The organism is Streptomyces sp. NPDC051211 (genome assembly GCF_040689505.1).
Lineage (GTDB): Bacteria > Actinomycetota > Actinomycetes > Streptomycetales > Streptomycetaceae > Streptomyces.
Genome location: NZ_JBFBAV010000005.1, coordinates 214,234 through 237,699 on the forward strand (window position 1 = coordinate 214,234; position 23,466 = coordinate 237,699).

The following is a 23,466-nucleotide window of genomic DNA, read 5'->3' on the forward strand; positions in this document are numbered from 1 at the left end:
GCCCCGGGGCCGGACGGTGGAAGGGATCACACACACGGCGGTGAGTGGATCTCGTGGAGGTTTTCGGCGAACGGGCCTGGTGGGGGCGGGTGTGGCGGTAGCGTCACCGCGCCGATACGGAGAGGAGCGGAGCCCTTGCGCGAGTTGAGCGTTCCACCCGTGGTCACCGCCGCCCCCGCCGGGGGGCTGGCGGATGCGGTGTTCCTGCGTGCCCGGCAGGAGCCCGGCCGGGTGGTGCTCGGGCGGAAGACCGGCGGGGTGTGGCGGGACGTGACCTCGGCGGAGCTGCGGGACGAGGTGCTCGCGCTGGCCAAGGGGCTGCTCGCGCAGGGGGTGCGGTTCGGCGACCGGGTCGCCATCATGTCCCGGACCCGGTACGAGTGGACGCTGTTCGACTTCGCGCTGTGGGCGGTCGGCGCGCAGCCGGTGCCGGTCTATCCGACGTCCTCGGCCGAGCAGGTGCACTGGATCCTGTACGACTCCGAGTGCACCGCCTGCGTGGTGGAGGACGAGGACCAGGCGATGACCGTCGGCTCGGTCGTCGACCGGCTGCCGATGCTGCGCCGGCTCTGGCAGCTGGACACCGGCGCGGTGGAGCGGTTGGCCGCCGACGGCGCGGACGTGGACGAGGACGTGGTGCACCGGCACCGGGCGGCGGTCACGCCCGATGCGGTGGCGACGGTGATCTACACCTCGGGGACCACGGGGCGGCCGAAGGGCTGCGTGCTGACCCACGGCAATTTCATGTACGAGACCGACACCATGGTGCGGCGGTGGGAGTCGGTGTTCTCGGGCGGGCCCGGGGAGGAGCCGTCCACGCTGCTGTTCCTGCCGCTGGCGCACGTGTTCGGGCGGATGGTGGAGGTGGCCGCCGTCCGGTCCGGGGTCAAGCTGGGCCACCAGCCGGTGCTCGCGGCCGCCGAGCTGATGCCCGACCTGGCCGCGTTCCGGCCGACCTTCGTGCTCGGTGTGCCGTACGTGTTCGAGAAGGTCTTCGCGGCCGCCCGGCGCAAGGCGGAGGCGGAGGGCCGCACCGGCCCCTTCGACCGGGCGGTGGAGGCCGCCGTACGGTACGCCGAGGCGCGCGAGCAGAAGGCCTTCGGCACCGGGCCAGGGCCCTCGGCCGCGCTGCGGGTGGAGCACCAGCTGTTCGACCGGCTGGTGTACGGGAAGGTCCGCGAGGCGCTGGGCGGCCGGGTCCGGTACGCGATGTCGGGCGGCTCGGCGATGTCCCGGCGGCTCGGGTTGTTCTTCGACGGAGCCGGGATCACCGTGTTCGAGGGGTACGGGCTGACCGAGTCGTGCGCGGCGGCGACGGCGAATCCGCCGGGAGCGACGAAGTACGGGACGGTCGGGCGCCCGATCCCGGGCAGTACGGTGCACATCGCGGAGGACGGGGAGATATGGCTGCACGGCGGCCATGTGTTCGCCGGGTACCTCAACGATCCGCGGTCGACGGAGGAGGTGTTGCGCGGGGGCTGGCTGGCCACCGGGGACCTGGGGCGGCTGGACGAGGACGGCTATCTCACGATCACCGGGCGGAAGAAGGAGATCCTGGTGACCTCCAACGGCAAGAGCGTCTCCCCCGGTGCGCTGGAGGAGCGGGTGCGGTCGCATCCGCTGGTCTCGCAGTGCGTGCTCGTCGGGAACGACCGGCCGTACATCTCCGCTCTGGTCACCCTCGATCCGGAGGGGGTGGCGCACTGGCTGTCGATGCGGGGGCGGCCGCAGATGGCCGCGTCGGAGCTGGTGCGGGACGAGGAGCTGTCGGCGGAGGTGCGGCGGGCGGTGACGGCCGCCAACAGCCGGGTGTCGCAGCCGGAGTCGATCCGCTCGTTCCGGGTGCTGGCCGAGCAGTTCACCGAGGAGCGGGGGCTGTTGACGCCCTCGCTGAAGCTGAAGCGGCGGGCGATCGAGCAGGCGTACGCGCACGAGATCGCCGCCCTCTACCAGCCCTGACGCACCCCCGCTCCACCGGCCCGCCGCAGCGGTCCCCCCGCCCCACCCATCATCTGACGTGCCGTCAATTACAACTGCACGAGTTCTTGACGGTTCGTCAGGTCGCACACAGAATGCGGGAATTCCGACCGGAGGGGTACCCGAACATGTTGCGACCGATCCGCACCCTGGCCGCCGCGGCGGCGGCGCTCGCCCTCGTCTCCGCCTGCAACTCCGCCTCCGACAACGGGACCCGCCCCGGCAAGCCGGGGCAGCCCTCGGCCGGCAACACCCGCGGCATCACCGCCGACTCCATCAAGGTCGGCGGAATCGTGTCCATGACCACCAGCAGCGGCTACAGCAAGAAGGACACCGACCTCGGCGCCAAGGCCCGCTACCTGAGAGCCAACGCCGAAGGCGGCGTCCACGGCCGGAAGATCGACTACCTGGGCGCGGAGGACGACGGCCAGGACCCCGGAAAGAACAACGCGGCCGCCCGCAAACTGGTCCAGCAGGACAAGGTGTTCGCGGTCGCCCCGATGAGCTCCGTCACCTTCTCCGGTGCCGACTTCCTCGAGCAGGAGAAGGTCCCCACCTTCGGCTGGGGCACCCTGCCGTCCTTCTGCGGCCCCAAGTACATCTACGGGTTCAACGGCTGCCTGGTCCCCTCCCCCGGAGGCACCCTCAACCAGACCTGGCCGGAAGGCATCGCCACCGTCCTCGGCGGCGCCCGGGGCAAGTCCGTCGCCGTCATCGCCAACGACAGCGACGCCGGCAAGTTCGGCATCCGGACCTTCCAGCAGGGCTTCGCCAGCGCCGGCTTCACGGTGGCCTACGCCAAGGCGAGCGTCCCCGCCACCGCCGTCCCCAGCGACTGGTCGGCGTACGTGAAGGACATCCTCTCCGGCAACGGCGGCAAGGCACCGGACGCCGTCATCTCGGTCATGCAGACGCCCAACAACATCGGCCTGTTCACCGCCCTCAAGCGGGCCGGCTTCAAGGGCGTGCTGTCCGATCCGACCGACTACGACCCGGGCCTGCTCGCCAAGGACGCCACCAAGCAGGCCCTGGACGGGGTCCACGTCCTGCTGCAGTTCGAGCCCTTCGAGTCCGACAACCCGAAGATGGCGCAGTTCAAGGCCGACATCAAGGCGGCGGCCGGCGGCAAGGAAGTGCCGCTGAACATGCACATGCTGACCGGCTACATGTCGGCCGACCTGTTCCTGTCCATCGCCCAGAAGGCCGGCAAGGAACTGACCGTGGAGTCCTTCCAGGCCGCCGCGCAGGGCTTCTCCGACACCGGCACCCTGGTCGGCGACCGGAGCCTGCCCAAGGGGCAGAAGGACAGCTTCGGCTGCGGGGCGCTGGTGGTGCTGAAGAACGGGGCGTACCAGGTCTCCGTCCCCTTCAAGTGCCACGAGCCCATCCCCTTCAAGTAGGGGCAGGGGTCCGCACCCATGGGAGATCTGCTCGTCTTCGTGCTGAGCGGCCTGGTCTCCGGCGCGCTGTACGCCCTGCTCGCGACCGGGCTGGTGCTGTCGTACTCGGCGTCCGGGCTGTTCAACTTCGCGCACGGAGCCACCGCGTACGTGTCCGCGCTCACCTTCTACGAACTCCACTCGGGGCTGGGCTGGCCGGCGGTGCCGGCCGCCCTGCTGGTGGTGTGCGTACTGGCCCCCGGCCTCGGCTGGGGGCTGGACCGGCTGATGTTCCGCAAGCTGGCGCGGGTCGGCGAGACGGCGCAGATCGTGGCCACCATCGGGCTGCTGGTGGCCCTGCCGGCGGCCGGACTGTGGCTGGTGGAGCTGCTGGCGGAGGCGGGCGCGCCCGTGAAACCCGCCGAGAACCAGTTCGGGCTGCCGGGGGTGGGGCCCAGCCCGGCGAAGTCCTGGCAGATCGCGGACGGGGTCGGCATCGACTCCGACCAGCTGATCACCTGGGTGGTGACGGCGGTGGTCGCCGTCGCCCTGTGGGTGCTGCTCCGGCACACCCGGCTCGGGCTGCAGCTGCGGGCCGCCGTCGACAACCGCTCCCTGACCGAACTGCGCGGGATCAGCGCGGACCGGCTGTCCTCGCTGGCCTGGATGATCGCGTCGGGGCTGGCCGGGCTGGCGGGTGTACTCGCCACCCCGCTGTTGGGGCTCTCCGCCCACGACTTCACCCTGTTCCTGTTCGTGTCCGCCACCGCGGCCGTGATCGGGCGGTTCGCCTCCGTGCCGCTCGCCTTCGCGGGCGGGCTGGGCCTCGGGGTGCTGCAGAACCTGGTCGCCGGGTACGCCACCTTCGCCGAGGGGATCACCGGGTTCCGGACCGCCGTACCCTTCCTCATCCTGTTCGGCGGGCTGCTCGTCCTCACCCGGCGGCAGCGGGCGGCCGGCACCGCGGCGGCCGACGAAGCACCGCTCGACCATCTGGCCGCGGCGTCGTGGGGGCGGCGGTGGGGGGTGTGGGCGGCGGGCGGAGTCCTGCTGTGCACCGCCTTCTACACCGTCACCACCCCCTTCTGGAGCGGGCTGCTCGCCCAAGGCCTCGCGATCGGCCTGGTGTTCATGTCCTTCACCGTCGTCACCGGGCTCGGCGCGATGGTGTCGCTGGCCCAGGCCACGTTCGTGACGGGCGCGGCCCTGGTCGCCGGGCTGCTGATGAGCCGGGGCTGGCCGTTCGTCGCCGCGCTCGCCGTCGGCACCTGCGCGGCCGCACTGCTGGGCGCCCTGGTCGCCCTGCCGGCGCTGCGGCTGGGCGGGCGCAGCCTCGCGCTGGCCACCCTGGCGCTGGCCTTCCTCGCCGACCAGGTGCTGTTCCAGCTGCGCTGGCTGCGCAACGGCGACTCGGGGTGGGTGATCCCGCGGCCGGTGATCGGGCCGGTGGACCTGAGCGACGACCGGGCGCTGGGCGTGGCGCTGGTGCTGGTCACCGCCGCGGTGGCGGCCGCCCTGACCGCCCTGCGGCACTCTCCGGCGGGCCGCGCCATGCTCGCCGTACGGTCCGCTCCGGCCGCGGCGATGGCCTCGGGCGTGTCGGTGCTGCGCACGAAGCTGCTGCTGTTCACCGTGTCGGCCGGGCTGGCCGGATTCGGGGGCGTGCTGTACGCCTCGTACAACACCCGCATCACCGCGACCGACTTCACCGCGATGACCGGGCTGGTCTGGCTGGCGGTGGCGGTCGCGGCGGGGGTGCGGCGGCCGCAGTACGCAGTGGTGGCGGGGCTGGTGTTCGCGGTGATGCCGACGCTGTTCGCCGACTACGTGACCGAGTCGGCCCACCTGCCGGTGATCCTGTTCGGGCTGGCGGGGTTGGCGCTGGCGAACGATCCGGACGGGTATTGCGCGGCGGTGGCCGTACGAAGGGCCAGGCGGCGGGCGGCGCTCACTGCGGAGCGCGGCCCCGTCCCGGAGCCGGCTGTCGGGGGTGGGGGCGGCCCTGCGGGCGGCTCGTCCCCCACCCCGCCCCTTCCCGTAACCGGGGCTCCGCCCCGGACCCCGCCTTCGGGGGCTCCGCCCCCGGACCCCCGCGCCTCAAACGCCGGCGGGGCTGGAGTTGCCTACGGCAATCCAGCCCGCCGGGCGGTTCCCGCCCAGCCCCGCCGGCGTTTGCGGCGCGGGTCCGGGCAGAGCCCGGTTTCGGGAAGGGGCGGGGTGGGGGAAGGCCCCGCGCAGCCGCCGGGTGTCGGCGAGGCTGCGCTCGAGTTGCGGGGGGTGCGTGCCGGGTACGACGGGGGGCTCGTTCTGCACGGGGTGGACCTTGCGGTGCGCCCCGGCGAGATCCTGGCGGTGCTCGGCCCCAACGGCGCCGGCAAGAGCACCGCCTGCCGCACCGCCGCCGGCCTCCTCCCGGTCACGGAGGGCACCGTGCGGATCGGCGGCCGGGACGCCACCCGCGACGGGCCGGTCAGCCGCGCCCGGGCCGGCGTACTCCTCGCACCCGAGGGCCGCGGCATCTTCCCCGCCCTCACCATCGAGGAGAACCTCGCCCTGTACCTGCACGATGCCGACGCCCGCACCGCCGTCTACGACCGGTTCCCCCGCCTCGCGGAGCGGCGCGGCGTCCCCGCCGGGTCGCTGTCCGGCGGTGAGCAGCAGATGCTCGCCCTCGCCCCGCTGCTCCAGCGCCCGCCCGAGGTGCTCATCGCCGACGAGCCCTCGCTCGGCCTGGCCCCGCGGATCGTGGACGAGGTGTACGTGCTGCTCACCGAGCTCCGGGACGCCGGGACGGCACTGCTGCTGGTGGAGGAGAAGGCCGCGGAGATCCTCGGCATCGCCGACACCGTCGCCTACCTCGCCCAGGGCCGGGTCACCTGGTGCGGCCCGCGCGCCGAGGTGGAGACGGACCGGCTGACCGAGGCCTACCTGGGGATGTCCCGATGAGCGAGAGCAGTGCGTACGTGCTGGAGGCGGCCGGGATCGGGGTGCGGTTCGGCGGGATCCGGGCACTCACCGACGTGTCCGTCGGCATCCGCGCCGGGGAGGTGTGCGGGCTGATCGGGCCCAACGGGGCCGGCAAGACCACCCTGTTCGACGTACTGTCCGGGATCCGGCGGCCGGACCGGGGCCGGATGCTGCTGGACGGGGCGGACATCACCCGCCGCTCCCCCGTCTGGCGGGCCCGGCACGGCATGCGCCGGACCTTCCAGCGGCAGCAGCTCTTCGGCCAGCTCAGCGTGGCCGACCAGCTGCTCGTCGCCCAGGAGTGGCGGGGCGGCGGCATCCGGGACCGGCGCCGCCGGGAACGCGAGCGGCGCGCCCGGGCCGGGGAGGTGCTGGCCGGCTGCGGGCTCTCCGCGCTGGGTGGGACGTACGCGGCCGGGCTGCCGGTGGGCCGGGCGCGCATGGTGGAACTGGCGCGGGCCATCGCCGACCCGCCGCGGGTGCTGCTGCTGGACGAGCCGGCCTCGGGGATGTCCGCGCCGGAGCGGGAACAGCTGGCGGCGGTGGTGCGGAGGCTGGCCGAGGAGGGCTGTGCGGTGCTGCTGGTCGAGCACAACGTGGCTTTCGTGATGGAGCTGTGCAGCCGGGTGGTGGTCCTGGACCTGGGTACGGTGCTGGCGGAGGGTCCGCCGGCGGCGGTGCGCGCGGACCCGCTGGTGCGTGAGGCCTACCTGGGCTCCGCACCCTAGAGGGTGCCTTGCCGTCGCAGGTGCCGCCCGGGCGAGGGGCGGCCGTTGCGGGAATAGGCCGGTGTTGCGGCCGGTTGTCGGCGGGAGTACGGCACAGACCACCGCCCACCGACCGCGAGGGAACGACCAGACGTGACTCAGGCCAACGCCCACCAGGTCCCCGGCATCCCCGGGATCCCCAAGATCAAGCTCAACAACGGCACGCTCATGCCGCAGCTCGGCTACGGCGTCTGGCAGGTGCCGGACGCCGAGGCCGAGCAGGCCGTGGGAACCGCGCTGGAGGCCGGCTACCGCAGCATCGACACGGCTGCCATCTACGGCAACGAGAAGGGCACCGGCAAGGCCGTCGCCGCTTCGGGGCTGCCGCGCGAGGAGCTGTTCGTCACCACCAAGCTGTGGAACGGCCCGTCCGAGACGTGGAACCGCGACAACGTGCTGCGCGAGTTCGACGCCTCGCTGGAGAAGCTGGGCCTGGACTACGTGGACCTGTACCTGATCCACTGGCCGCGCCCGATGCGCGAGGACTACCTCGCCATCTGGAAGGTCTTCGAGGAGATCGCCGCGAGCGGCCGGGCCAAGGCGGTCGGCGTGTCGAACTTCCGCCCGGTCGATCTGCGCCGGCTGCGTGCCGAGAGCGAGCTGGTGCCGGCCGTGAACCAGGTGGAGCTGCACCCGCTGTTCCCGCAGACCGAACTCCGCGCGGTGCACACCGAACTGGGCATCGCCACCGAGGCCTGGTCCCCGCTGGGCCAGGGCAAGGAACTGCTGACCCTGCCGGCGGTCGCCGCCGTGGCGGAGAAGCACGGCCGGTCCGCCGCGCAGGTGGTGCTGCGCTGGCACCTGCAGCGGGGCGTCATCGCGATCCCGAAGTCCGTGACCCCGGCCCGGATCAGCGAGAACCTGGACGTCTTCGGCTTCGAGCTGGACGGTACGGACCTGGCCGCGCTGGACGCCCTGGGCACCGGCTCGGCGGCCCGCCGGATCGGCCCCGACCCGGCCGTCTTCGACGTCTGAAGGGGACGCGCGTGGAGGGCGTGTACCTGCTCCGGAACGCGGCGAGCGGGCTGGTACTGGAAGTTGAGGGCGGCCGTACGGGCAGTGGTACGCGGGTCCGGGTGGGCCCGGAGGGCCCGCCGGCCGTCCCGGGCGCGCAGCAGTGGCAGATCGTGCCGGTGCACCCGGGAGCGGGGACCTGCCACGTCGTGAACGCGCTGAGCGGCAAACGCCTGGACGTGGCGGGTGCCGCCACGGAGAGCGGCACCCGGATCCAGCTGTGGAAGGCGAACGGCTTCGGCGCGCAGGAATGGCTGCTGGAGGAGCACCTGGACGCGCCCGGCGTGGTTTCGCTGATCGCGTGCATCAGCGGGCTGCCGCTGGACGTGGACGAGCAGGGGTACGCCCGCCAGTGGGAGGAGACCGACGCCGCCTCCCAGGGCTGGCTCCTCCAGCCCGCCTGATACCCGTCGGGAGGTCCGGCCCGGTGGGGGCGGCCGGGCCCCGGTCGGTGCGGCCGGGCCCCGGTCGGTGCGGCCGGGCCCCGGTCGGTGGGTCCTGGCCCCGGTCGGTGGGTCCTGGCCCCGGTCGGGGGTCCGGGCCCCGGTCGGTGCGTCCGGCGGCCTGTGGCCGGTCAGATCCGGGTGAAGGCGCGCAGGTCGTACGTCGGTTCGCCGCGCGGGGTGTCCGGGGCGGGGAGGGCTCTCAGACGGGCCGCCAGGGCCTCCGTCGCCGTCGGACCGGTGCCGTGCGGGTCCAGCAGGGAGGCGTAGCGGCCGGCCAGCACGCCCGCCGCGACCGCGCTGGGGGTGCGGCCCTGGCCGTGGCCGCGGAAGCGGGCCCGGCCGGAGGGCCGCAGCCCTGCCGCGGCCGCGTACGCCGTGACCGCCCCGGCCTCGTCGGACGCGCCGGCCCACCGGTGCGGGGCCAACACCTCGTCGACGTCGCTGCCCACGTCGTGCCCCGCGTCCTTGTCGACGGTGGTGATGAACACTCCACCCGGCCGCAGCACGCGGCCCGCCTCGGCGACCACCGCCGCGACCGCGCCGGGGTCGCGCAGCAGGTGCAGCAGCCAGACCGCACTGACCGCGTCCACCCGCGCGTCGGGGAGCGGCAGCGCGGCCGCCGAGGCCAGAGCGACGGGGACGCCGCGGCCGGCCGCCATCCGGGCCATGCCGGGCGAGGCGTCCAGGCCGAACACCCGCAGGCCGGGCCGGGTCAGCCGGGTGGTGACGATGCCGGTGCCGCAGCCCAGGTCCAGCAGGGTCGCGGTGTCCGGCGGGAGGAGGCCGAGGACGGCGCGGGCGGCCGCCTCGGCGCGCGGGCGGCCGCCGCGCGTCGCGTCGTACGCCTCGGCCTCCGCGTCGTAGTCGACCAGCAGCTTCACGGTCAGCTCGCTCCGTGGGCGGGCGCGATGCCCTCCACCCGCTGAGCGAGTTCGAAGTCGGTCTCGGTGACCGCGCCGCCCGCGCTGTGGGTGTTCACCGACAGCCGGACCGTGTTGTAGCCGAGGGTCAGGTCGGAGTGGTGGTCCAACTCGTCCTGGACGGCAGCGATATGGGCGACCAGGGCGCTGGCGGCGAAGTGCGTGCCCAGCCGGTAGGTACGGATGATCCGGTCGTCCTCGAAGGCCCAGCCGGGGAGTTCCCGCAACCGGTCCTCGATCTCCTTCTGCGAAAGCGGCTCACTCGGCATCAGCGGCTCCTTCTCCGTAACCGTAACCCTGGCCGTGACCACGACCACGACCACGACCCATGACCGTGTCCGTGACCGTGACGTGCAGTCAAGGTTCCCACAGCGCACGGCGGAGGGAAGGTTTCGCGCCATAGTGCGGGCGGGTGCTTCTGCGCCTTCCGCGACAGGGGGGCCGCCCCTATGCTCCTGCGCCGGACGTGACTGTTACCGGCGGTAATGAGGGGGCACGGAATGGCTCGTACAGGCAGTTCCAGGCGTACGTTCATGGCGGGCGCGGCAGCCGGAACGGCGGGGGCCCTGGCCGCCGCCGGGCCGGCCGACGCCGCGCCGGCACCGGCACCGGCCACGGCCGCCACGGCCCTGTCGGCCGACGGCACCGGCGCCACCCGCCGGGTCGCCGTACTGGGCGGCGGCGTGGCCGGACTCACCGCCGCCCACGAACTCGCCGAACGCGGCTACGCCGTGACCGTGTACGAGCGCCGCGCCCTCGGCGGCAAGGCGCGCAGCATGGACGTACCCGGCAGCGCCCGCGGCGGCCGCCGCCCGCTCCCCGCCGAGCACGGCTTCCGCTTCATCCCCGGCATCTACCACAACCTGCCGGACACGATGCGCCGCATCCCCTTCCCCGGCAACGCCAACGGCGTGTGGGACAACCTGGTCGCCCCGCGCGAGATGATGTTCGCCCGGGCCGGCGGCCGCGAGGACCTGCGCGCCCCCATCCCCTGGCAGGACCACGCGCCGGCCGTACTCACCCCGGACGAGATCCGCCGCGCCCTGACCGGCATCCTGCAGACCCTGGTGCGGCTGCCGCTGCACGAGACGGCGTACTTCGTCGACCGCGCCCTGGTCTTCCTCACCAGCTGCGACGAGCGGCGCGACGAGGTCTGGGAGCGCACCCCCTGGTGGGAGTTCACCCGGGCGGGCCGGATGTCCGCCGAGTACCAGCGGATCCTCGCCATCGGAGTCACCCGCAACATCGTGGCCACCAAGGCCGAGGAAGCCTCCACCCGGACCGTCGGCACCCTCGGCGAGGCCTTCGTCTTCAACGCACTGGGCCGGGGCGCGGACGGCCCGCCGGACCGGATCCTCAACCTGCCCACCAACGAGGCCTGGATCGACCCGTGGGAGGCCCATCTGCGCTCCCTGGGCGTGGAGTTCCGGATCGGCTGGACCGTACGCGAGGTGCTGTACGGGGACGGGCGGGTCAGCGGGGTCACCGTGGAGGACCCGGCCGGGGCCCGGCAGACGGTCACCGCCGACCACTACGTGTCCGCCCTGCCGGTCGAGCACGCCCGCCGCACCTGGGGCGCGGCCCTGCGGGCCGCCGATCCGATGCTGGGGCGCTGCGACAAGCTGCAGACCGACTGGATGACCGGCATCCAGTTCTATCTGACCGAGCGCGCCCCGCTGGTCCACGGCCACCTCAACTGCATCGACTCGCCCTGGTCGTTGACGGCGATCCAGCAGGCGGAGCACTGGCCGGCCCGCGACTTCCCCGCCGACTACGGCGACGGCGCCGCCGTGGACTGCCTGTCGGTGGACATCTCGGAGTGGGACAAGCCGGGGATCCTGTACGGCAAGACGGCCAAGCAGTGCACCCGGGACGAGGTCGCCCGCGAGGTGTGGGCGCAGCTGAAGGCCTCGCTCAACGACAGCGGCCGGACCCTGCTGCGCGACAGCACCCTGCACTCCTGGTTCCTGGATCCGGGCGTGGACGGGCTGGGCACCCCGAACCCCACCAACCAGGACGAGCTGTTGATCCACCCCACGGGCACCTTCCACCACCGGCCGTCGGCCGGCACCCGCATCCCGAACTTCTTCCTCAGCGGGGACTTCGTGGCCGTCGACATCGACCTGGCGACGATGGAGGGCGCGAACGCCTCGGCGCGGGCCGCCGTCAACGCCCTGCTGGACCGGGACGGTTCGTCCGAGCCCCGGTGCACCGTCAAGAAGCTGTACCGGGCGCCGGAGATCGAGGAGCTCAAGCGGCACGACCAGTGGCGCTACCGTCTCGGCCTGCGGAACGTGTTCGACCTGGGCTGAGCCCCGCCCGTCCCCCCTCGGTTACCGTCGGGAGCATGACCACCACGAGCTCCGTCGGATCCCTGCTCCGCACCTGGCGGGAGCGGCGCGGCATCAGCCAGCTGGAGCTGGCGGGCCGCGCCGACTCCTCCTCCCGGCACATCAGCTTCATCGAGACGGGCCGGTCCCGGCCGAGCGAGGAGATGGTGCTGCGGCTCGCCGACCGCCTCGACGTGCCGGTGCGCGAGCGCAACGCGCTGCTGCTGGCCGCCGGTTACGCCCCGCACTACGCCCAGACCCCGCTGGACGACCCGTCGCTGGGCACCCTGCGGGAGGGGCTGGAACGGCTGCTGACCGGCTACGAGCCGTACCCGGCGCTGGTCGTGGACAGCACGTACACGGTGGTCGCCGCCAACCGCGGCATCACCATGCTGCTGGATGGGCTGCCGGAGCACCTGCTGACCCCGCCGCTGAACGCCATGCGGATCACCCTGCACCCGGAGGGCCTGGCTCCGCGGATCCACAACCTCAAGGAGTGGCGCGGACACCTGCTCGCCCAGATGGAGCGGCAGATCGCGCTGGCCCGGTCGGAGCCGCTGCGCGCCCTGTACGAGGAGGTCGCCGCCTACCCGGTGGCGGACCGGCCGGGCGACACCGCGCCGGAGGAGCCGGTGCCGTACTTCGCGCTGCCACTGGTCATCGAGCACGACGGGCAGCTGCTGTCGTTCGTGTCGTCCATCGCCACCTTCAACACGCCGATGGACGTGACCGTCGCCGAGCTGGCCATCGAGACGATGCTCCCGGCCGACCCGGCGACGGTGAAGTACCTGCGCTCACTGGCTCACTGAGCGCAGCGCCAGCTGCTGCAGCACGGCGAAGGAGGCGACGGTGAGGGCCTGTGCCGGGATCCAGGCGGTCCCGGCGGCGGTCGGCGAGAACCACACCAGCAGGGCGAGCAGGCTCAGGGCGGCCCAGGCGTAGTTGGTCTCGATCACGGCCCGCACCGCGAGCACCGGCGGCTGTCGCCGCGCGGCCAGCCACCCGACCGCGGCCCCGTACACCGCGAGCAGGACGCCCAGCCCGAGCAGGAGCCCCTGCCCGACCCCGAGCAGCCGGCCGAGCGGCGCCGAGAAGGCGACGTACGCGAGCCCGTTGGCGCCGGTCACCACGGCGTCCAGGGCGAGGAACCGGCGGAGCACGGTCTGCGGATCGGTGGTCCGGGCGATGCTGCCGAGCAGGGTCGCGGACATGGGAACCAGCCTCCATCGAGGTCGAAGCGGGGACGAGGACCCGGGCCCCGGAGTGGAGTGCGCCACCCCGGAACCCGATGCCCCCACTCTGTCGCCGCCTCGCCCGCGGGTCGATTACCTCCCGGGTAATGCGTGCCGTCCGCGGCCTCGGGCGTGCTGCGGCCGGCGCGGATCACGCCGGCCGGGGAGGCCTCAGGACAGGTCGAGGCCCGCCTGGGTGGCGGCTGCCGTGACCGTCTGTTCCAGGAGGACGGCGATGGTCATCGGGCCGACGCCGCCCGGGACCGGGGTGATCAGCGAGGCGCGCTCGGCCGCCGACGGGAAGTGCACGTCGCCGACGTTGCCCTCGTTGTAGCCGGCGTCGAGGACCACGGCGCCCGGCTTGATGTCCTCGCCGCGGATGAACTCGGCCTTGCCGACGGCGGCGACCAGCACGTCCGCCTGGCGGACGATGGACGACAGGTCCTGGGTGCGCGAGTGGCAGTAGGTGACCGTGGCGTGCTGTTCGAGCAGCAGCATGCCGGCCGGCTTGCCGAGGATGGCGCTGCGGCCGACGACCACGGCGTGCTTGCCGGTCAGGTCCACGTCGTACTCGGCGAGCAGCCGCATGATGCCGCCCGGGGTGCAGGAGACGAAGCCCGGCAGTCCGAAGCCCATGGCGGCGAAGGAGTGCATGGTGACGCCGTCGACGTCCTTGCCTGGGGCGATGGCCTCGAAGGCGGCGCGCTCGTCGATGTGGTGCGGCACCGGGTGCTGGAGCAGGATCCCGCTGATCTCCGGGTCCTGGGAGAGCGCCGTGATGGTGGCGACGAGCTCCTCGGTGGTGGTCTCGGCCGGCAGCTCCACGTGGCGGGAGGTGATGCCGGCCTTGGCGCAGCGGTTCTGCTTCATGCGTACGTACGTCACGGAGGCGGGGTCCTCGCCGACCAGCACGGTGGCCAGGCAGGGCGCGGTGCCGGTGCGCTCGGTGATCTGCGCGGCGCGGGCGGCGGTCTGCTCGGTGATGCGGCGGGCGAGGGCGGTGCCGTCCATCAGGCGGGCGGTGGCAGTCGTCATAGGGGTCTCCTGAACGTCGCTGCGGGATAGCGGTTCGCCCAGGCGCGCGGCAATCGGCGGCCGGGCCCCGAGGGCACCGGTACGCCGGGCCGCTCCCCGGTGGTGATCCACCCGAACGCCAGTCACGGCCCGCCGCCCACTGTAGTCGACCGGCGTCGGGAATCCGCTGGATACCTGGCCCCGCAACTGGGACGATCAAGGCATGACACCCGCTTTCGACCTCCCCAGACTTGGTCCGGGGGGACCGCCGCGTGGCCGAGGCCGAGTCGGTCCCCGTGGACGGATGGGATTTCTCGCGGCTGCGGGCGGAGTTCCACGACATCGGCGCCGTGATCTACTTCCTCCGGAAGGTGATCTGGATGGTGCCGGGCTTCACGGTCGGCCACCATCGGGACCGGTTGCGGGAGCTGCACGAACGGATCGAGCGCGACGGCTCGTTCGTCGCGCACACGTCCCGGTTCTTGATCGAGGCCCGCAAACCGGGCTGATCCCGGACCCTTCGGCGGGACCCCGGGTTGGCAGCGTGGCGCAGGTCACTCAATTCAGTGCGTAACGAATCGACTCGGGCATGCGATGAACCGACAGGTGTCCTCGCACGGCGCCGGAATACTCACCCCCCTCGGGGTGTTTCCGGAAGTCCGCGCGATGATGTCCCGCCCGTCCTTTATCTGTTCGCAACGAGAGGCTCCTTGTGTCGCTCAGCCCGTCCCGTACGTTCCCTCCGGAGATCGCCGAATCCGAGGCCCTGGTCGCTCTCGTCGAGCGCGGCCGCGAGCAGGGTCACATCAACGGTGACGACGTGCGCCAGGCCTTCGAGGCCGGCCGCATCCCGGTGGACCAGTGGAAGCGGGTCCTGCGCAGCCTGAACCAGGTCCTGGACGAGGAAGGCGTCGCCCTGCACGTCAGCGCGGCCCCCGCTGCCAAGACCGCCGCGAAGAAGCCCCGCAAGGCCGCGGCGGCTCCGGCCCGCACCCCCGTGAAGAAGGCGGCCGCCGCGCCGCGTCCGATCGGCGCCCGCAAGACCGCTGCCGCCCCGGCCGCCGCGGCGGCGATATCCGCTCAGCCGGACGCGGCCGCCGAGGCCGGAGCCGATGACTCGGCCGCTGCCGAGCCGAAGAAGCGCGCGGTCAAGAAGACCACCGCCGCCAAGAAGACGGCCACCAAGAAGACGGCGGCGAAGAAGACCGCCGCCAAGGACGGCGACGCGGGCGAGACTCCGGAGCTCGAGGGCGAGGACATCTTCGAGGACCTCGCCGACGACGCCGAGGAGGACACGGCCAAGCCCGGCAGCCAGGGCTTCGTCCTGTCCGACGAGGACGACGACGACGCCCCGGCCCAGACCGTCATGGTCGCCGGCGCCACCGCCGACCCGGTCAAGGACTACCTCAAGCTGATCGGCAAGGTGCCGCTCCTCAACGCCGAGCAGGAGGTCGAGCTCGCCAAGCGCATCGAGGCGGGCCTGTTCTCCGAGTACAAGCTGGAGGAGGAGGACGACCACAAGCCCGCGTACCGCCGCGAGCTGGAGATCCTCGTCGAGGACGGCCGCCGGGCCAAGAACCACCTGCTGGAGGCCAACCTCCGCCTGGTGGTCTCCCTGGCCAAGCGCTACACCGGCCGCGGCATGCTCTTCCTGGACCTGATCCAGGAGGGCAACGTCGGTCTGATCCGCGCCGTCGAGAAGTTCGACTACACCAAGGGCTTCAAGTTCTCCACCTATGCGACCTGGTGGATCCGGCAGGCGATCACGCGCGCCATGGCCGACCAGTCGCGCACCATCCGCATCCCGGTGCACATGGTCGAGATCATCAACAAGCTCGCCCGTGTGCAGCGCCAGATGCTGCAGGACCTCGGCCGGGAGCCCACTCCGGAGGAGCTGGGCAAGGAGCTCGACATGACCCCGGAGAAGGTCATCGAGGTCCAGAAGTACGGCCGTGAGCCGATCTCCCTGCACACCCCGCTGGGTGAGGAGGGCGACAGCGAGTTCGGTGACCTCATCGAGGACTCCGAGGCGGTCGTCCCGGCCGACGCCGTCTCCTTCACCTTCCTCCAGGAGCAGCTCCAGTCCATCCTGGGCACGCTCTCGGAGCGCGAGGCGGGCGTGGTCTCCATGCGGTACGGCCTGAACGACGGCCAGCCGAAGACCCTGGACGAGATCGGCCGCGTGTACGGGGTGACCCGTGAGCGGATCCGTCAGATCGAGTCCAAGACCATGTCGAAGCTGCGCCACCCGTCCCGGTCCCAGGTGCTGCGCGACTACCTCGACTGAGTCAGTCGGAAAACGGGCCCTCGGGGCGTGAACGGCAGGGAGGCACCCTGCGGAACCAGGAAGGCGTGCTCGCGCCGGATCCGCAGGGTGTCGCACCACCCGTCCGTGATCACCAGCACCGGGGCCCCCGGCGGGAAGTCCTCCGCCCGCTGCAGCAGGTCGATGCCCGGCTGCAGCACGGTCCCGCCGCGCCCCCGCACCCGGACCCGGCCGTGGGCTCGCCCGGAAATCGCAGCCGGATGCAGATAGCCCGCGTCGTACGGCGCCGCGTCGCAGAACACGACGCGGGCGGCCGGTACGTCGCGGGCTTCGGCGTACGAGGCGATGGCGCCCAGGGCCATGCCGAGCAGGGCACGGTCCATGGAGCCGGAGGTGTCCAGCACCACGCCGAAGGTGCAGCGGGCCGTCTCCTCGGGCGGGAAGTACCGGCCGGCGCGGGGAATGTCCGGGGTGGACGCCTGCCGGCGGGCCGGCCGGGCGTAGCTGCGCACCGGCTCGGGCCGCGGCACGTACTCGTCGAACCAGCGGGCGAGCTTCGCGTCCCAGGGGACGGGCGGGTGGGCCAGCGCGCGGATCTCCTCGATCAGGCCTGCCGGGAGCAGGCCCCGCTCCCCCGCCCGGTGCAGGTCGAGGCCCTGGACCAGGCCGCGCCGGTAGAACTCGTCGAGATCGGTGTACGGGCAGCTCTCCGGGTGCGGCAGCGGCTCGCCCAGGATGTCGCCCACTCCCTTGCCGCGCAGGGTGGCCAGGCGTCGCTGCCTGCGCAGGTCGGTGGCGATCCGGTCGTAGACCTCCTCGACCGAGAGCCCGCGCAGCTTCGGGTCGTACAGCAGTCCCTCGGGCATCTCGCCGACGCCCATCTCGACCAGCCAGCCGTTGACCACGTAGTCGGCGGCCACATTGTGCAGGTAGGGGTCGCGGGCGCCGCAGCGCTCGCCGTGCCGCAGGGCGGCGTGCAGCATCTCGTGGGCCAGGATGAAGCGCCACTGCTCGTCGTCGAAGGTGCGCAGCGGGTTGATGTAGATCTCCCCGGCGCGGGCCGAGACGGCGGCGATGGAGATCCCCCGGGCGCGGGCGAGCTCGGCGTCGGCGACCACGGTCATTCCGGCCGCGAGGCCGCCGAGCAGCGGGTAGGAGGACACGAACCAGTTCAGGGCGAGGTCCCAGGGCCTGCGCTTCGCTCCCGGTTCGCGTCCGCCGGCGCTGTCCATGGCGGCGGAGACGCTGCGGGTGAGGGCGGCGGCGAAGGCGGTCTGCCAGTCGGGGACCTGCTGGATGCGCGACCGGTTCCACTTCAGCAGCCATTGGTCCGGCTCGCGGCCGGCGGTGCCGCAGAGTTCCAGCGCGGGCGGGATGCCGTCGCGCCGCCAGCGGGCGGCGAGCTGTTCCTCGTCGCCGCCGGGGTATTCGGCGGGGAGGTGGTCGGGGGCCCGGCCGGCCGGGAAGGTGAGCAGGAAGCGGTTGACCACGGCGCAGCGGGCGGCCCGGTCGTACGGGTCCGGCTGGACGCGGTCGTCCTCGTCGGCGGCCGGGACGTGGCCGAAGCCGAGGTGGAGGAGGCCGTGGGCGAGGGCCCAGGCCCATTCGGCGGGCTCGGCCCGGCGGGCGGGGTGGGCGTGGACGAACCCGTTGGAGGTCACGGCGACCAGCCCCTCGGTGGGGCACAGCCGGCAGTTCTTGCGACGGCAGAACTCGACCTCCAGCGCCGCGAAGGCCGGGTTCCGCTTGACCAGGGCGAGTCCGGCGGCGTACGCCTCGCCGGCCGGGTCCGGCTTGGTGTTCTTGCCGCGCGCCGTCCCGGTCACCGGCGGGCCTCGACCAGGCGCGGCATGTCGCGTGCGGCCTCGACGAGGAACCAGGCGGGCAGGACGGGCAGGCCGTCGGCGTCGTCCGCGATGACGGTCTGGGCGACCTCCACGGAGATCTCGGCGAGCTGGACGAGCAGCGACTTGGAGCGGTAGGCGAGCTGGCGCACGGCGGGCGAGACGTGCTCCTTCTGCGCCGGCAGCTCCTTGACCAGCCGCCCGCGGAATGCCTCGGCGAGGTAGTAGAGCAGGTCGCGGTCCTGCAGCCGGGTCGGCCAGGAGGCGTCGCCCTTCATGATCGCCTCGATGCCGAAGGTGTGCCGGACGATCTTCGCGTAGCCGCAGAAGGCCACCGCGTGGGCCGGTGTCAGCGTGCCGTGGGCGATCACCTTCAGGGTCTGCTCGTCGAGGTCCGGCCCGAAGGAGTGCAGGGCGTCGGAGAGCATGTGCCAGGAGCGGGGGGTGGAGAACGGCTCCTCGGTCTTGGGCGGCGCCGACCAGAGGTGGTCGGGGCGGTCGGTGAGGTAATCGGTGATCCACGGGTGGATGCCGTTCTCCCCGGCCCAGACCAGCCAGTCGGTGGCCGAGGCGTTCAGGTGCACGTGGGTGAGCCGGTTGACCAGGGCCGAGGCGATGGGCCGGGCGAGCGCGTTGTCGGTGGCGCGGTTGCCCGCGCCGATGACGAGGGAGCCCTCGGGGAGCTCGTAGGAGCCGATCCGGCGGTCGAGGATCAGCGAGTAGAACGCCTTCTGCACGTCGGGCGTGGCCGCGTTGAGCTCGTCGAGGAAGAGGCAGTACGGCTCGTCGCGCGCGATGGCCTCCGGCGGGCAGAACACGGACCGTCCGTCCCGGATCTGCGGGACCCCGATGAGGTCCTCGGGCGCGAGCTGGGTCCCGAGCAGGCTCACGCACTCCAGCCCGAGCGAGTCGGCGAACTTCCGCACGAGCGAGGACTTGCCGATCCCTGGCGCCCCCCAGAGGAACACGGGCCGTACGGTGGCGAGTCCGAGCAGCAGTCCGGGGATCTGGGCGGGGGTGACGGTGACGGCGGCCTGCACGAGCGGCGGTGTCCTTCGGGTGGGAGACGGGTCCGGTGCACTCCGGGGGAGCGCACCCCATGGGAGCGCACCGGATGTACCGCCCGCACCCGAATTTTTCAGACCGCGCCGCGTTCGAGGATGGTCTTGAGCTTCGCCTCGTTCAGCGGCATCTCCCTGCGGGCGGCCGGCCGGACCACGAACGGCACCAGGGCCCGGCCCATTCCGTGGCCCTCGAAGTCGAGGTCGATGGTCAGCCGGGAGGCGGCGCCGTTCTCGATCGGCTCGATCCTGCCCTGGACGTCGGCCCGGACCGGGCCGTCGACCCCGTGCAGGTGCCAGCTCCGCGGCGGGTCCATCTCGGTGACTTCCATGGTCGAGGTGAATTCCCGCTTGCCCATGCGCCGGGTGACCGAGACCCGGGAGCCGACCGCCATGGGCGCGTCGCTCATCCTCATGACCGAGACCGCGCTCTGCTGCCACTCGGGGATGTGCGAGGGGTCCGTCACGTAGGAGTAGACCTCGGCGGGACTGCGGGCGATGTCGATCGTCTCTTTGATCGCTGACATGGCGCCCCCTTCACCCTCTCGTGCCGGTGGATGGTTGCTGCCTTCATCGTCCCACCGGGCTGCCGGCCGCGCGCTTCCTGCGGGCGGCCATCAGCGCGTACACCAGCACGCCCGTGAAGAGGAACAGCACGCCCTGGTAGACGGCGGCGTAGCCGGAGCCGGCCACCAGCCACATGGAGAAGCCGAAGGCCAGCACGGCGAGGACGGCGTCGCGCACCAGCCGGCCGCGGTCGACCCGGTCCGACCGGCCGGAGGCGAGGAAGTGGATCTGGGCCGCGGTGGACAGCAGGTAGGGGACGGTGGCGGTGAAGGTGGTGACCAGGACCAGGACCTCGAAGACGCCCTCCGAGCCCGCCGTGTAGTTGTAGACCGTCAGGGCCGAGGCCAGCAGGACCGTCACGATGACGCCCACCACGGGGACCCCGCGGCGCCGGGTCTCGAAGGCCTTCGGGAACAGCCCGTCGCGGGCCGCCGCGTACGGGGTCTGGGCGCTGAGCAGGGTCCAGCCGTTGAGGGCGCCGACCATCGAGACGACGGCCGCGCAGGCCACCAGGGTGCCGCCCCAGGTGCCGCCGAACATGGCGTTCACCGCGTCCGTGAAGGGGGCCTGGGAGTCGACCAGCTTGTCGTGGGCGACCAGGCCGAAGACCGCGACCGTGCCCAGCAGGTAGACCAGGGCCGCGCCCAGGGTGCCGAGGATGGTGGCCCGGCCCACGTTGCGGCGCGGGTCGCGGACCTCGCCGGCGCTGACCGCGGCCGATTCCACGCCCAGGTAGCTGAAGAGCAGGATCGCCGCCGAGGCGGAGACCGCGCCCACCGCGCTGTCGTCGGTGGCCCGGAAGGGGCCGAGGTTCGCCGGGTCGAAGAAGAACAGGCCGCCGACGGCCACCAGCAGCAGCGGGGCGAACTTCAGCACGGTGGACACCAGCTGCACCGCGCCGACGTACCGGGTGCCCGCCAGGTTGGCGAGGGCCGGCAGCCACTGCACGGCGAGCGCCGCCAGGCACATCGACCACTTGTGGGCGCCCACGGCCGGGAAGAGGACCGACACGTAGCCGACGGCCGCGACGGCGAGCGCCGCGTTCGACACCCAGGTGGTGATCCAGTAGCTGTACGCCGCCAGGAACCCGGCGAAGTCGCCGAACGCGGCGCGCGCGTAGACGTACGGTCCGCCGGTCTGCGGATGGCGCTGGGCGAGCCGGCCGAAGACCAGCGCGAGGGCGACGGCGCCGAGGGTGAGGACGCCGAAGGCGACCAGGCTGATGCTCCCGAAGGGGGCCACGGAGGCGGGCAGCAGGAAGATGCCGCCGCCCACGATGTTGCCCATGACCAGGCATATCGCGATGGGGAGGCCGAAGCGGCGGGCGTGCGGGCTCGAAGCCCCGGGGGCCGGGATCGCCGGGCTCGGGGCTTCGGAGGTGGTGGTGCTCACGGGTCGGGCGCCTTACGGAGTTTCACATCGTGGACAGGTCGCCATATGGTCCGGTACGGCAAAGGCGGTACCAAATCACCGGTTTTCGTCCTGCGCGCCCACCTGGACGGAAGGAAGGATTCCGCCGTGGTCGGCCCTCGGCCGCGAATCCTCCCGCAGCCACCGCCGCAGCACCCGGTGCACCTGCTCCGCACCCACCAGATCCGGTTCCGGCTGCGACAGCACCGTCGGCCACATCAGGAACGGATGCCCCTGCTCCCCGCCCAGCCCCCCGTGCGAGCCGATCTGCTCCTCGAAGGCGTGCACCTCGCCGGTCTCCGGGTCGTACGCGGAGTTGACCATGATGTCCGCCACGTGCGGGAAGGAATCGGTACGCCGCACCGCCTCCGCCGCACCGGGCCCGAACCCGGCCAGCAGCTCCTCCGCCTCCCCCGGTACGGCCAGCCGCGCCGACGCCCCGCCCGGCCCCAGCACCACCCCGTCCACCAGCAGGAACCCGACACCCGGATGGTTGGCCAGGGTGGCCAGCAGCGCCGGATGCTTCCCGTCGATCTGCTCCCGGGTGGCCCGGCCCGGCACGTCGGGGAAGGAGATCAGCCCGAGGTTCCCGGACGCCAGCACCACCGGGTCCGAGACCTTCTCCTCCCGCCCCCGCACGGTCTCCGGCTCCTCCTCCACCGGCCGGTGCAGGGCCGCCCGGACCGCCGCCCGGGCCTCCGCGCCGCTGTGCGTCCGTCCCGCCCGCCGGGACACCGGCAGCCCGCAGCCCGCCCGGACCAGGTCCTTCAGCGTCAGCCCGTACCGGCCCAGGAAGGTCTCCCCCGGGCTCTGCCCGTGGTCGGACAGCAGCACGATCCGGTAGTCGCGCGGCGCGTGCTCGGCAACCCGGGCGATCAGCTCCAGACTCCGGTCGAGCCGGGCCAGCACCTGGTCGGTGTCCCGGCCGTTGGGGCCCGAGTGGTGCGCCACCTCGTCGTACGCGACCAGGTCCGCGTACACGGCGGCACGCCCGGCCAGCATGTCGCCGATCACCGCGGCCACCACCACGTCGCGCTCCACCACCGTGGCGAAGGCCCGGATGAAGGGGTACAGCCCGCCGCGCGACACCCGCGGCCCCTCCCCGCACCACCGGGCCCGTACCGACTGCCCGAGCTCGCGGACCACTTCGGCGACGAAGGAGACCGCGGTGCGGACCGCGTTGGCCGGGTCGGAGAAGTACGCGAAGTAGCCCGCCCGGGACCGGTTGGCCCGGCCGCGCCGGGCCGACACCGACAGGACCAGCGCCAACTGGTCGGCGCCGCCGCTGAACAGGTTGCCCCGGCTGGCCCCGTCCCGGGTGAGCAGCCCGCCGTACCCGGTGCGGGCGACCGCGCGGCGCTGCAGCTCGGCGGCGCTGGTGGGCCGGTTGCACACCACGATCTCGCCGCTGTCCTTCTCGTACCAGCGGAAGGCGGGCACGTCGAAGTTGGAGCCGTGCAGCAGGCCCAGCTGGCTGGCGCCGGTCTGGCTGGACCAGTCGGTCCGCCAGGAGGCCACCCGGTGGCTGCGGTCCAGCCAGCCGGCCACCGTCGGCATCAGCCCGCTGCCCGCCGCGTGCCGCAGCATCTCGTACCCGACCCCGTCCAGCTGAAGGAACACCAGCCCCGGCGTGCCCTCCCCGGCCCCGGGCGCGCCGGCCCGACCGCGGCGCCGCCGCTTGCGGTCGGCCAGCCGGTAGAGCCGCCTGCGGTACGCCTCGTCGTCGCGGACCGCCAGGGCGGTGGAGGTGGCCGAGGCCACGGCCGACATCACCGCGGCCACCACCACGGCGGTCTCCGGGGCGGCCTCGCCGCGCCCGTCCGGGATCAGGTCGATGGCGATCAGCAGCAGGGAGCCGTTGAGGAAGAACACCAGCAGGCCGAGGACCAGCGCGGGCACCAGCAGCAGGGCCCGCACCACGACCGGCCACACCAGGGCGGTGAGCACACCGAAGGCGCCCGCCCCCCAGGCCGCGGTCAGCGCGATCCGGGTGAGGCTGTCCCCGTCGTCGGACTGGAGCCGGAAGTCCGGCAGGAGACCGGCCAGCACCAGCATGGTGAGTGTCGACACCGCCCAGACCAGGAGCATCCGCAGCAGAGCGCTGCCCGTGGTCCGCCACCGCCCGTGGAACACGCCTACCCGCCTCACCGTCCCGGCCCGCGCCCCGCCCGCGAGACCCCTCTCCCAGCCTCGCACAGGGCGGCTGACCGGGTGGTTCGACAAGGACGGCGCACGGCGGCGGCCGGGGTGGTGGCGGGGGCGCCGGCGGCGT

General features: G+C 73.0%; 18 protein-coding genes and 1 pseudogene. 10 read left to right on the forward strand and 9 right to left on the reverse strand.

Features of this window, described 5'->3' with window-relative positions; genetic code table 11:
- Positions 1-135 precede the first annotated feature (135 nt).
- The 6 genes from AB0447_RS08400 to AB0447_RS08425 all read left to right on the forward strand — a co-directional run bounded on the left by AB0447_RS08400 (position 136) and on the right by AB0447_RS08425 (position 8,508).
- Entirely contained in the window at positions 136-1,959 is a 1,824-nt protein-coding gene (locus AB0447_RS08400; RefSeq protein ID WP_366475759.1) for a long-chain fatty acid--CoA ligase, read from the forward strand.
- A gap of 146 nt (positions 1,960-2,105) precedes the next feature.
- The gene (locus tag AB0447_RS08405; protein ID WP_366475760.1) at positions 2,106-3,377 is read left to right on the forward strand and encodes an ABC transporter substrate-binding protein; all 1,272 of its coding nucleotides are present in this window, start codon (positions 2,106-2,108) and stop codon (positions 3,375-3,377) included.
- A gap of 18 nt (positions 3,378-3,395) precedes the next feature.
- Positions 3,396-6,302, forward strand: coding sequence for an ATP-binding cassette domain-containing protein (locus AB0447_RS08410; RefSeq protein WP_366475761.1), 2,907 nt, complete (start codon positions 3,396-3,398; stop codon positions 6,300-6,302).
- A complete protein-coding gene (locus AB0447_RS08415; protein ID WP_366475763.1) occupies positions 6,299-7,051 on the forward strand; it encodes an ABC transporter ATP-binding protein in 753 nt (250 codons plus the stop codon). The genes AB0447_RS08410 and AB0447_RS08415 overlap by 4 nt, the downstream gene beginning before the upstream one ends.
- A gap of 165 nt (positions 7,052-7,216) precedes the next feature.
- Positions 7,217-8,065: an aldo/keto reductase gene (locus AB0447_RS08420; protein WP_366475805.1), complete on the forward strand. Its 849-nt coding sequence runs from the start codon at positions 7,217-7,219 to the stop codon at positions 8,063-8,065.
- 11 nt (positions 8,066-8,076) lie between these two features.
- Positions 8,077-8,508 carry an RICIN domain-containing protein gene (locus AB0447_RS08425; RefSeq protein ID WP_366475764.1) on the forward strand — a complete coding sequence of 144 codons (432 nt, stop codon included), beginning with the start codon at positions 8,077-8,079 and terminating at the stop codon, positions 8,506-8,508.
- Between the two features lie 170 nt (positions 8,509-8,678).
- Here AB0447_RS08425 and AB0447_RS08430 read toward each other — a convergent pair whose 3' ends face one another.
- Positions 8,679-9,422 (reverse strand): class I SAM-dependent methyltransferase, encoded by a 744-nt coding sequence (locus AB0447_RS08430; RefSeq protein WP_366475806.1) that lies wholly within the window; start codon positions 9,420-9,422, stop codon positions 8,679-8,681.
- Between the two features lie 11 nt (positions 9,423-9,433).
- Entirely contained in the window at positions 9,434-9,739 is a 306-nt protein-coding gene (locus AB0447_RS08435) for a 4a-hydroxytetrahydrobiopterin dehydratase (protein ID WP_366475765.1), read from the reverse strand.
- Between the two features lie 231 nt (positions 9,740-9,970).
- Between AB0447_RS08435 and AB0447_RS08440 the strand changes: the two genes are divergently transcribed.
- The gene (locus tag AB0447_RS08440) at positions 9,971-11,782 is read left to right on the forward strand and encodes an FAD-dependent oxidoreductase (RefSeq protein WP_366475766.1); all 1,812 of its coding nucleotides are present in this window, start codon (positions 9,971-9,973) and stop codon (positions 11,780-11,782) included.
- Positions 11,783-11,817: 35 nt separating this feature from the next.
- Positions 11,818-12,609, forward strand: coding sequence for a helix-turn-helix transcriptional regulator (locus AB0447_RS08445; RefSeq protein ID WP_366475767.1), 792 nt, complete (start codon positions 11,818-11,820; stop codon positions 12,607-12,609).
- On the opposite strand, the gene AB0447_RS08450 is transcribed toward AB0447_RS08445, so the two are convergent.
- Positions 12,595-13,011, reverse strand: coding sequence for a hypothetical protein (locus AB0447_RS08450; protein WP_366475768.1), 417 nt, complete (start codon positions 13,009-13,011; stop codon positions 12,595-12,597). The genes AB0447_RS08445 and AB0447_RS08450 overlap by 15 nt on opposite strands.
- 192 nt (positions 13,012-13,203) lie before the next feature.
- Positions 13,204-14,067 carry a bifunctional 5,10-methylenetetrahydrofolate dehydrogenase/5,10-methenyltetrahydrofolate cyclohydrolase gene (locus AB0447_RS08455; protein WP_366475769.1) on the reverse strand — a complete coding sequence of 288 codons (864 nt, stop codon included), beginning with the start codon at positions 14,065-14,067 and terminating at the stop codon, positions 13,204-13,206.
- A 296-nt stretch (positions 14,068-14,363) separates the two neighbouring features.
- Between AB0447_RS08455 and AB0447_RS08460 the strand changes: the two are divergent.
- Both AB0447_RS08460 and AB0447_RS08465 read left to right on the forward strand, forming a co-directional pair.
- Positions 14,364-14,555, forward strand: a pseudogene (locus AB0447_RS08460) (SAM-dependent methyltransferase); the annotation flags it as partial.
- A 203-nt stretch (positions 14,556-14,758) separates the two neighbouring features.
- Positions 14,759-16,333 carry an RNA polymerase sigma factor gene (locus AB0447_RS08465; RefSeq protein ID WP_366475770.1) on the forward strand — a complete coding sequence of 525 codons (1,575 nt, stop codon included), beginning with the start codon at positions 14,759-14,761 and terminating at the stop codon, positions 16,331-16,333.
- On the opposite strand, the gene AB0447_RS08470 is transcribed toward AB0447_RS08465, so the two are convergent.
- The 5 genes from AB0447_RS08470 to AB0447_RS08490 form a co-directional block, all read right to left on the reverse strand.
- A complete protein-coding gene (locus AB0447_RS08470) occupies positions 16,321-18,138 on the reverse strand; it encodes a hypothetical protein (protein WP_366475771.1) in 1,818 nt (605 codons plus the stop codon). The genes AB0447_RS08465 and AB0447_RS08470 overlap by 13 nt on opposite strands.
- A complete protein-coding gene (locus AB0447_RS08475; RefSeq protein WP_366475772.1) occupies positions 18,135-19,196 on the reverse strand; it encodes a MoxR family ATPase in 1,062 nt (353 codons plus the stop codon). The genes AB0447_RS08470 and AB0447_RS08475 overlap by 4 nt, the downstream gene beginning before the upstream one ends.
- Positions 19,197-19,294: 98 nt before the next feature.
- Positions 19,295-19,744 carry an SRPBCC family protein gene (locus AB0447_RS08480; RefSeq protein WP_366475774.1) on the reverse strand — a complete coding sequence of 150 codons (450 nt, stop codon included), beginning with the start codon at positions 19,742-19,744 and terminating at the stop codon, positions 19,295-19,297.
- Between the two features lie 43 nt (positions 19,745-19,787).
- Complete coding sequence (locus AB0447_RS08485) at positions 19,788-21,140, reverse strand: amino acid permease (RefSeq protein ID WP_366475807.1); 1,353 nt, start codon at positions 21,138-21,140, stop codon at positions 19,788-19,790.
- Positions 21,141-21,251: 111 nt separating this feature from the next.
- Positions 21,252-23,327, reverse strand: coding sequence for a phage holin family protein (locus tag AB0447_RS08490; RefSeq protein WP_366475775.1), 2,076 nt, complete (start codon positions 23,325-23,327; stop codon positions 21,252-21,254).
- Between the last annotated feature and the right edge of the window lie 139 nt (positions 23,328-23,466).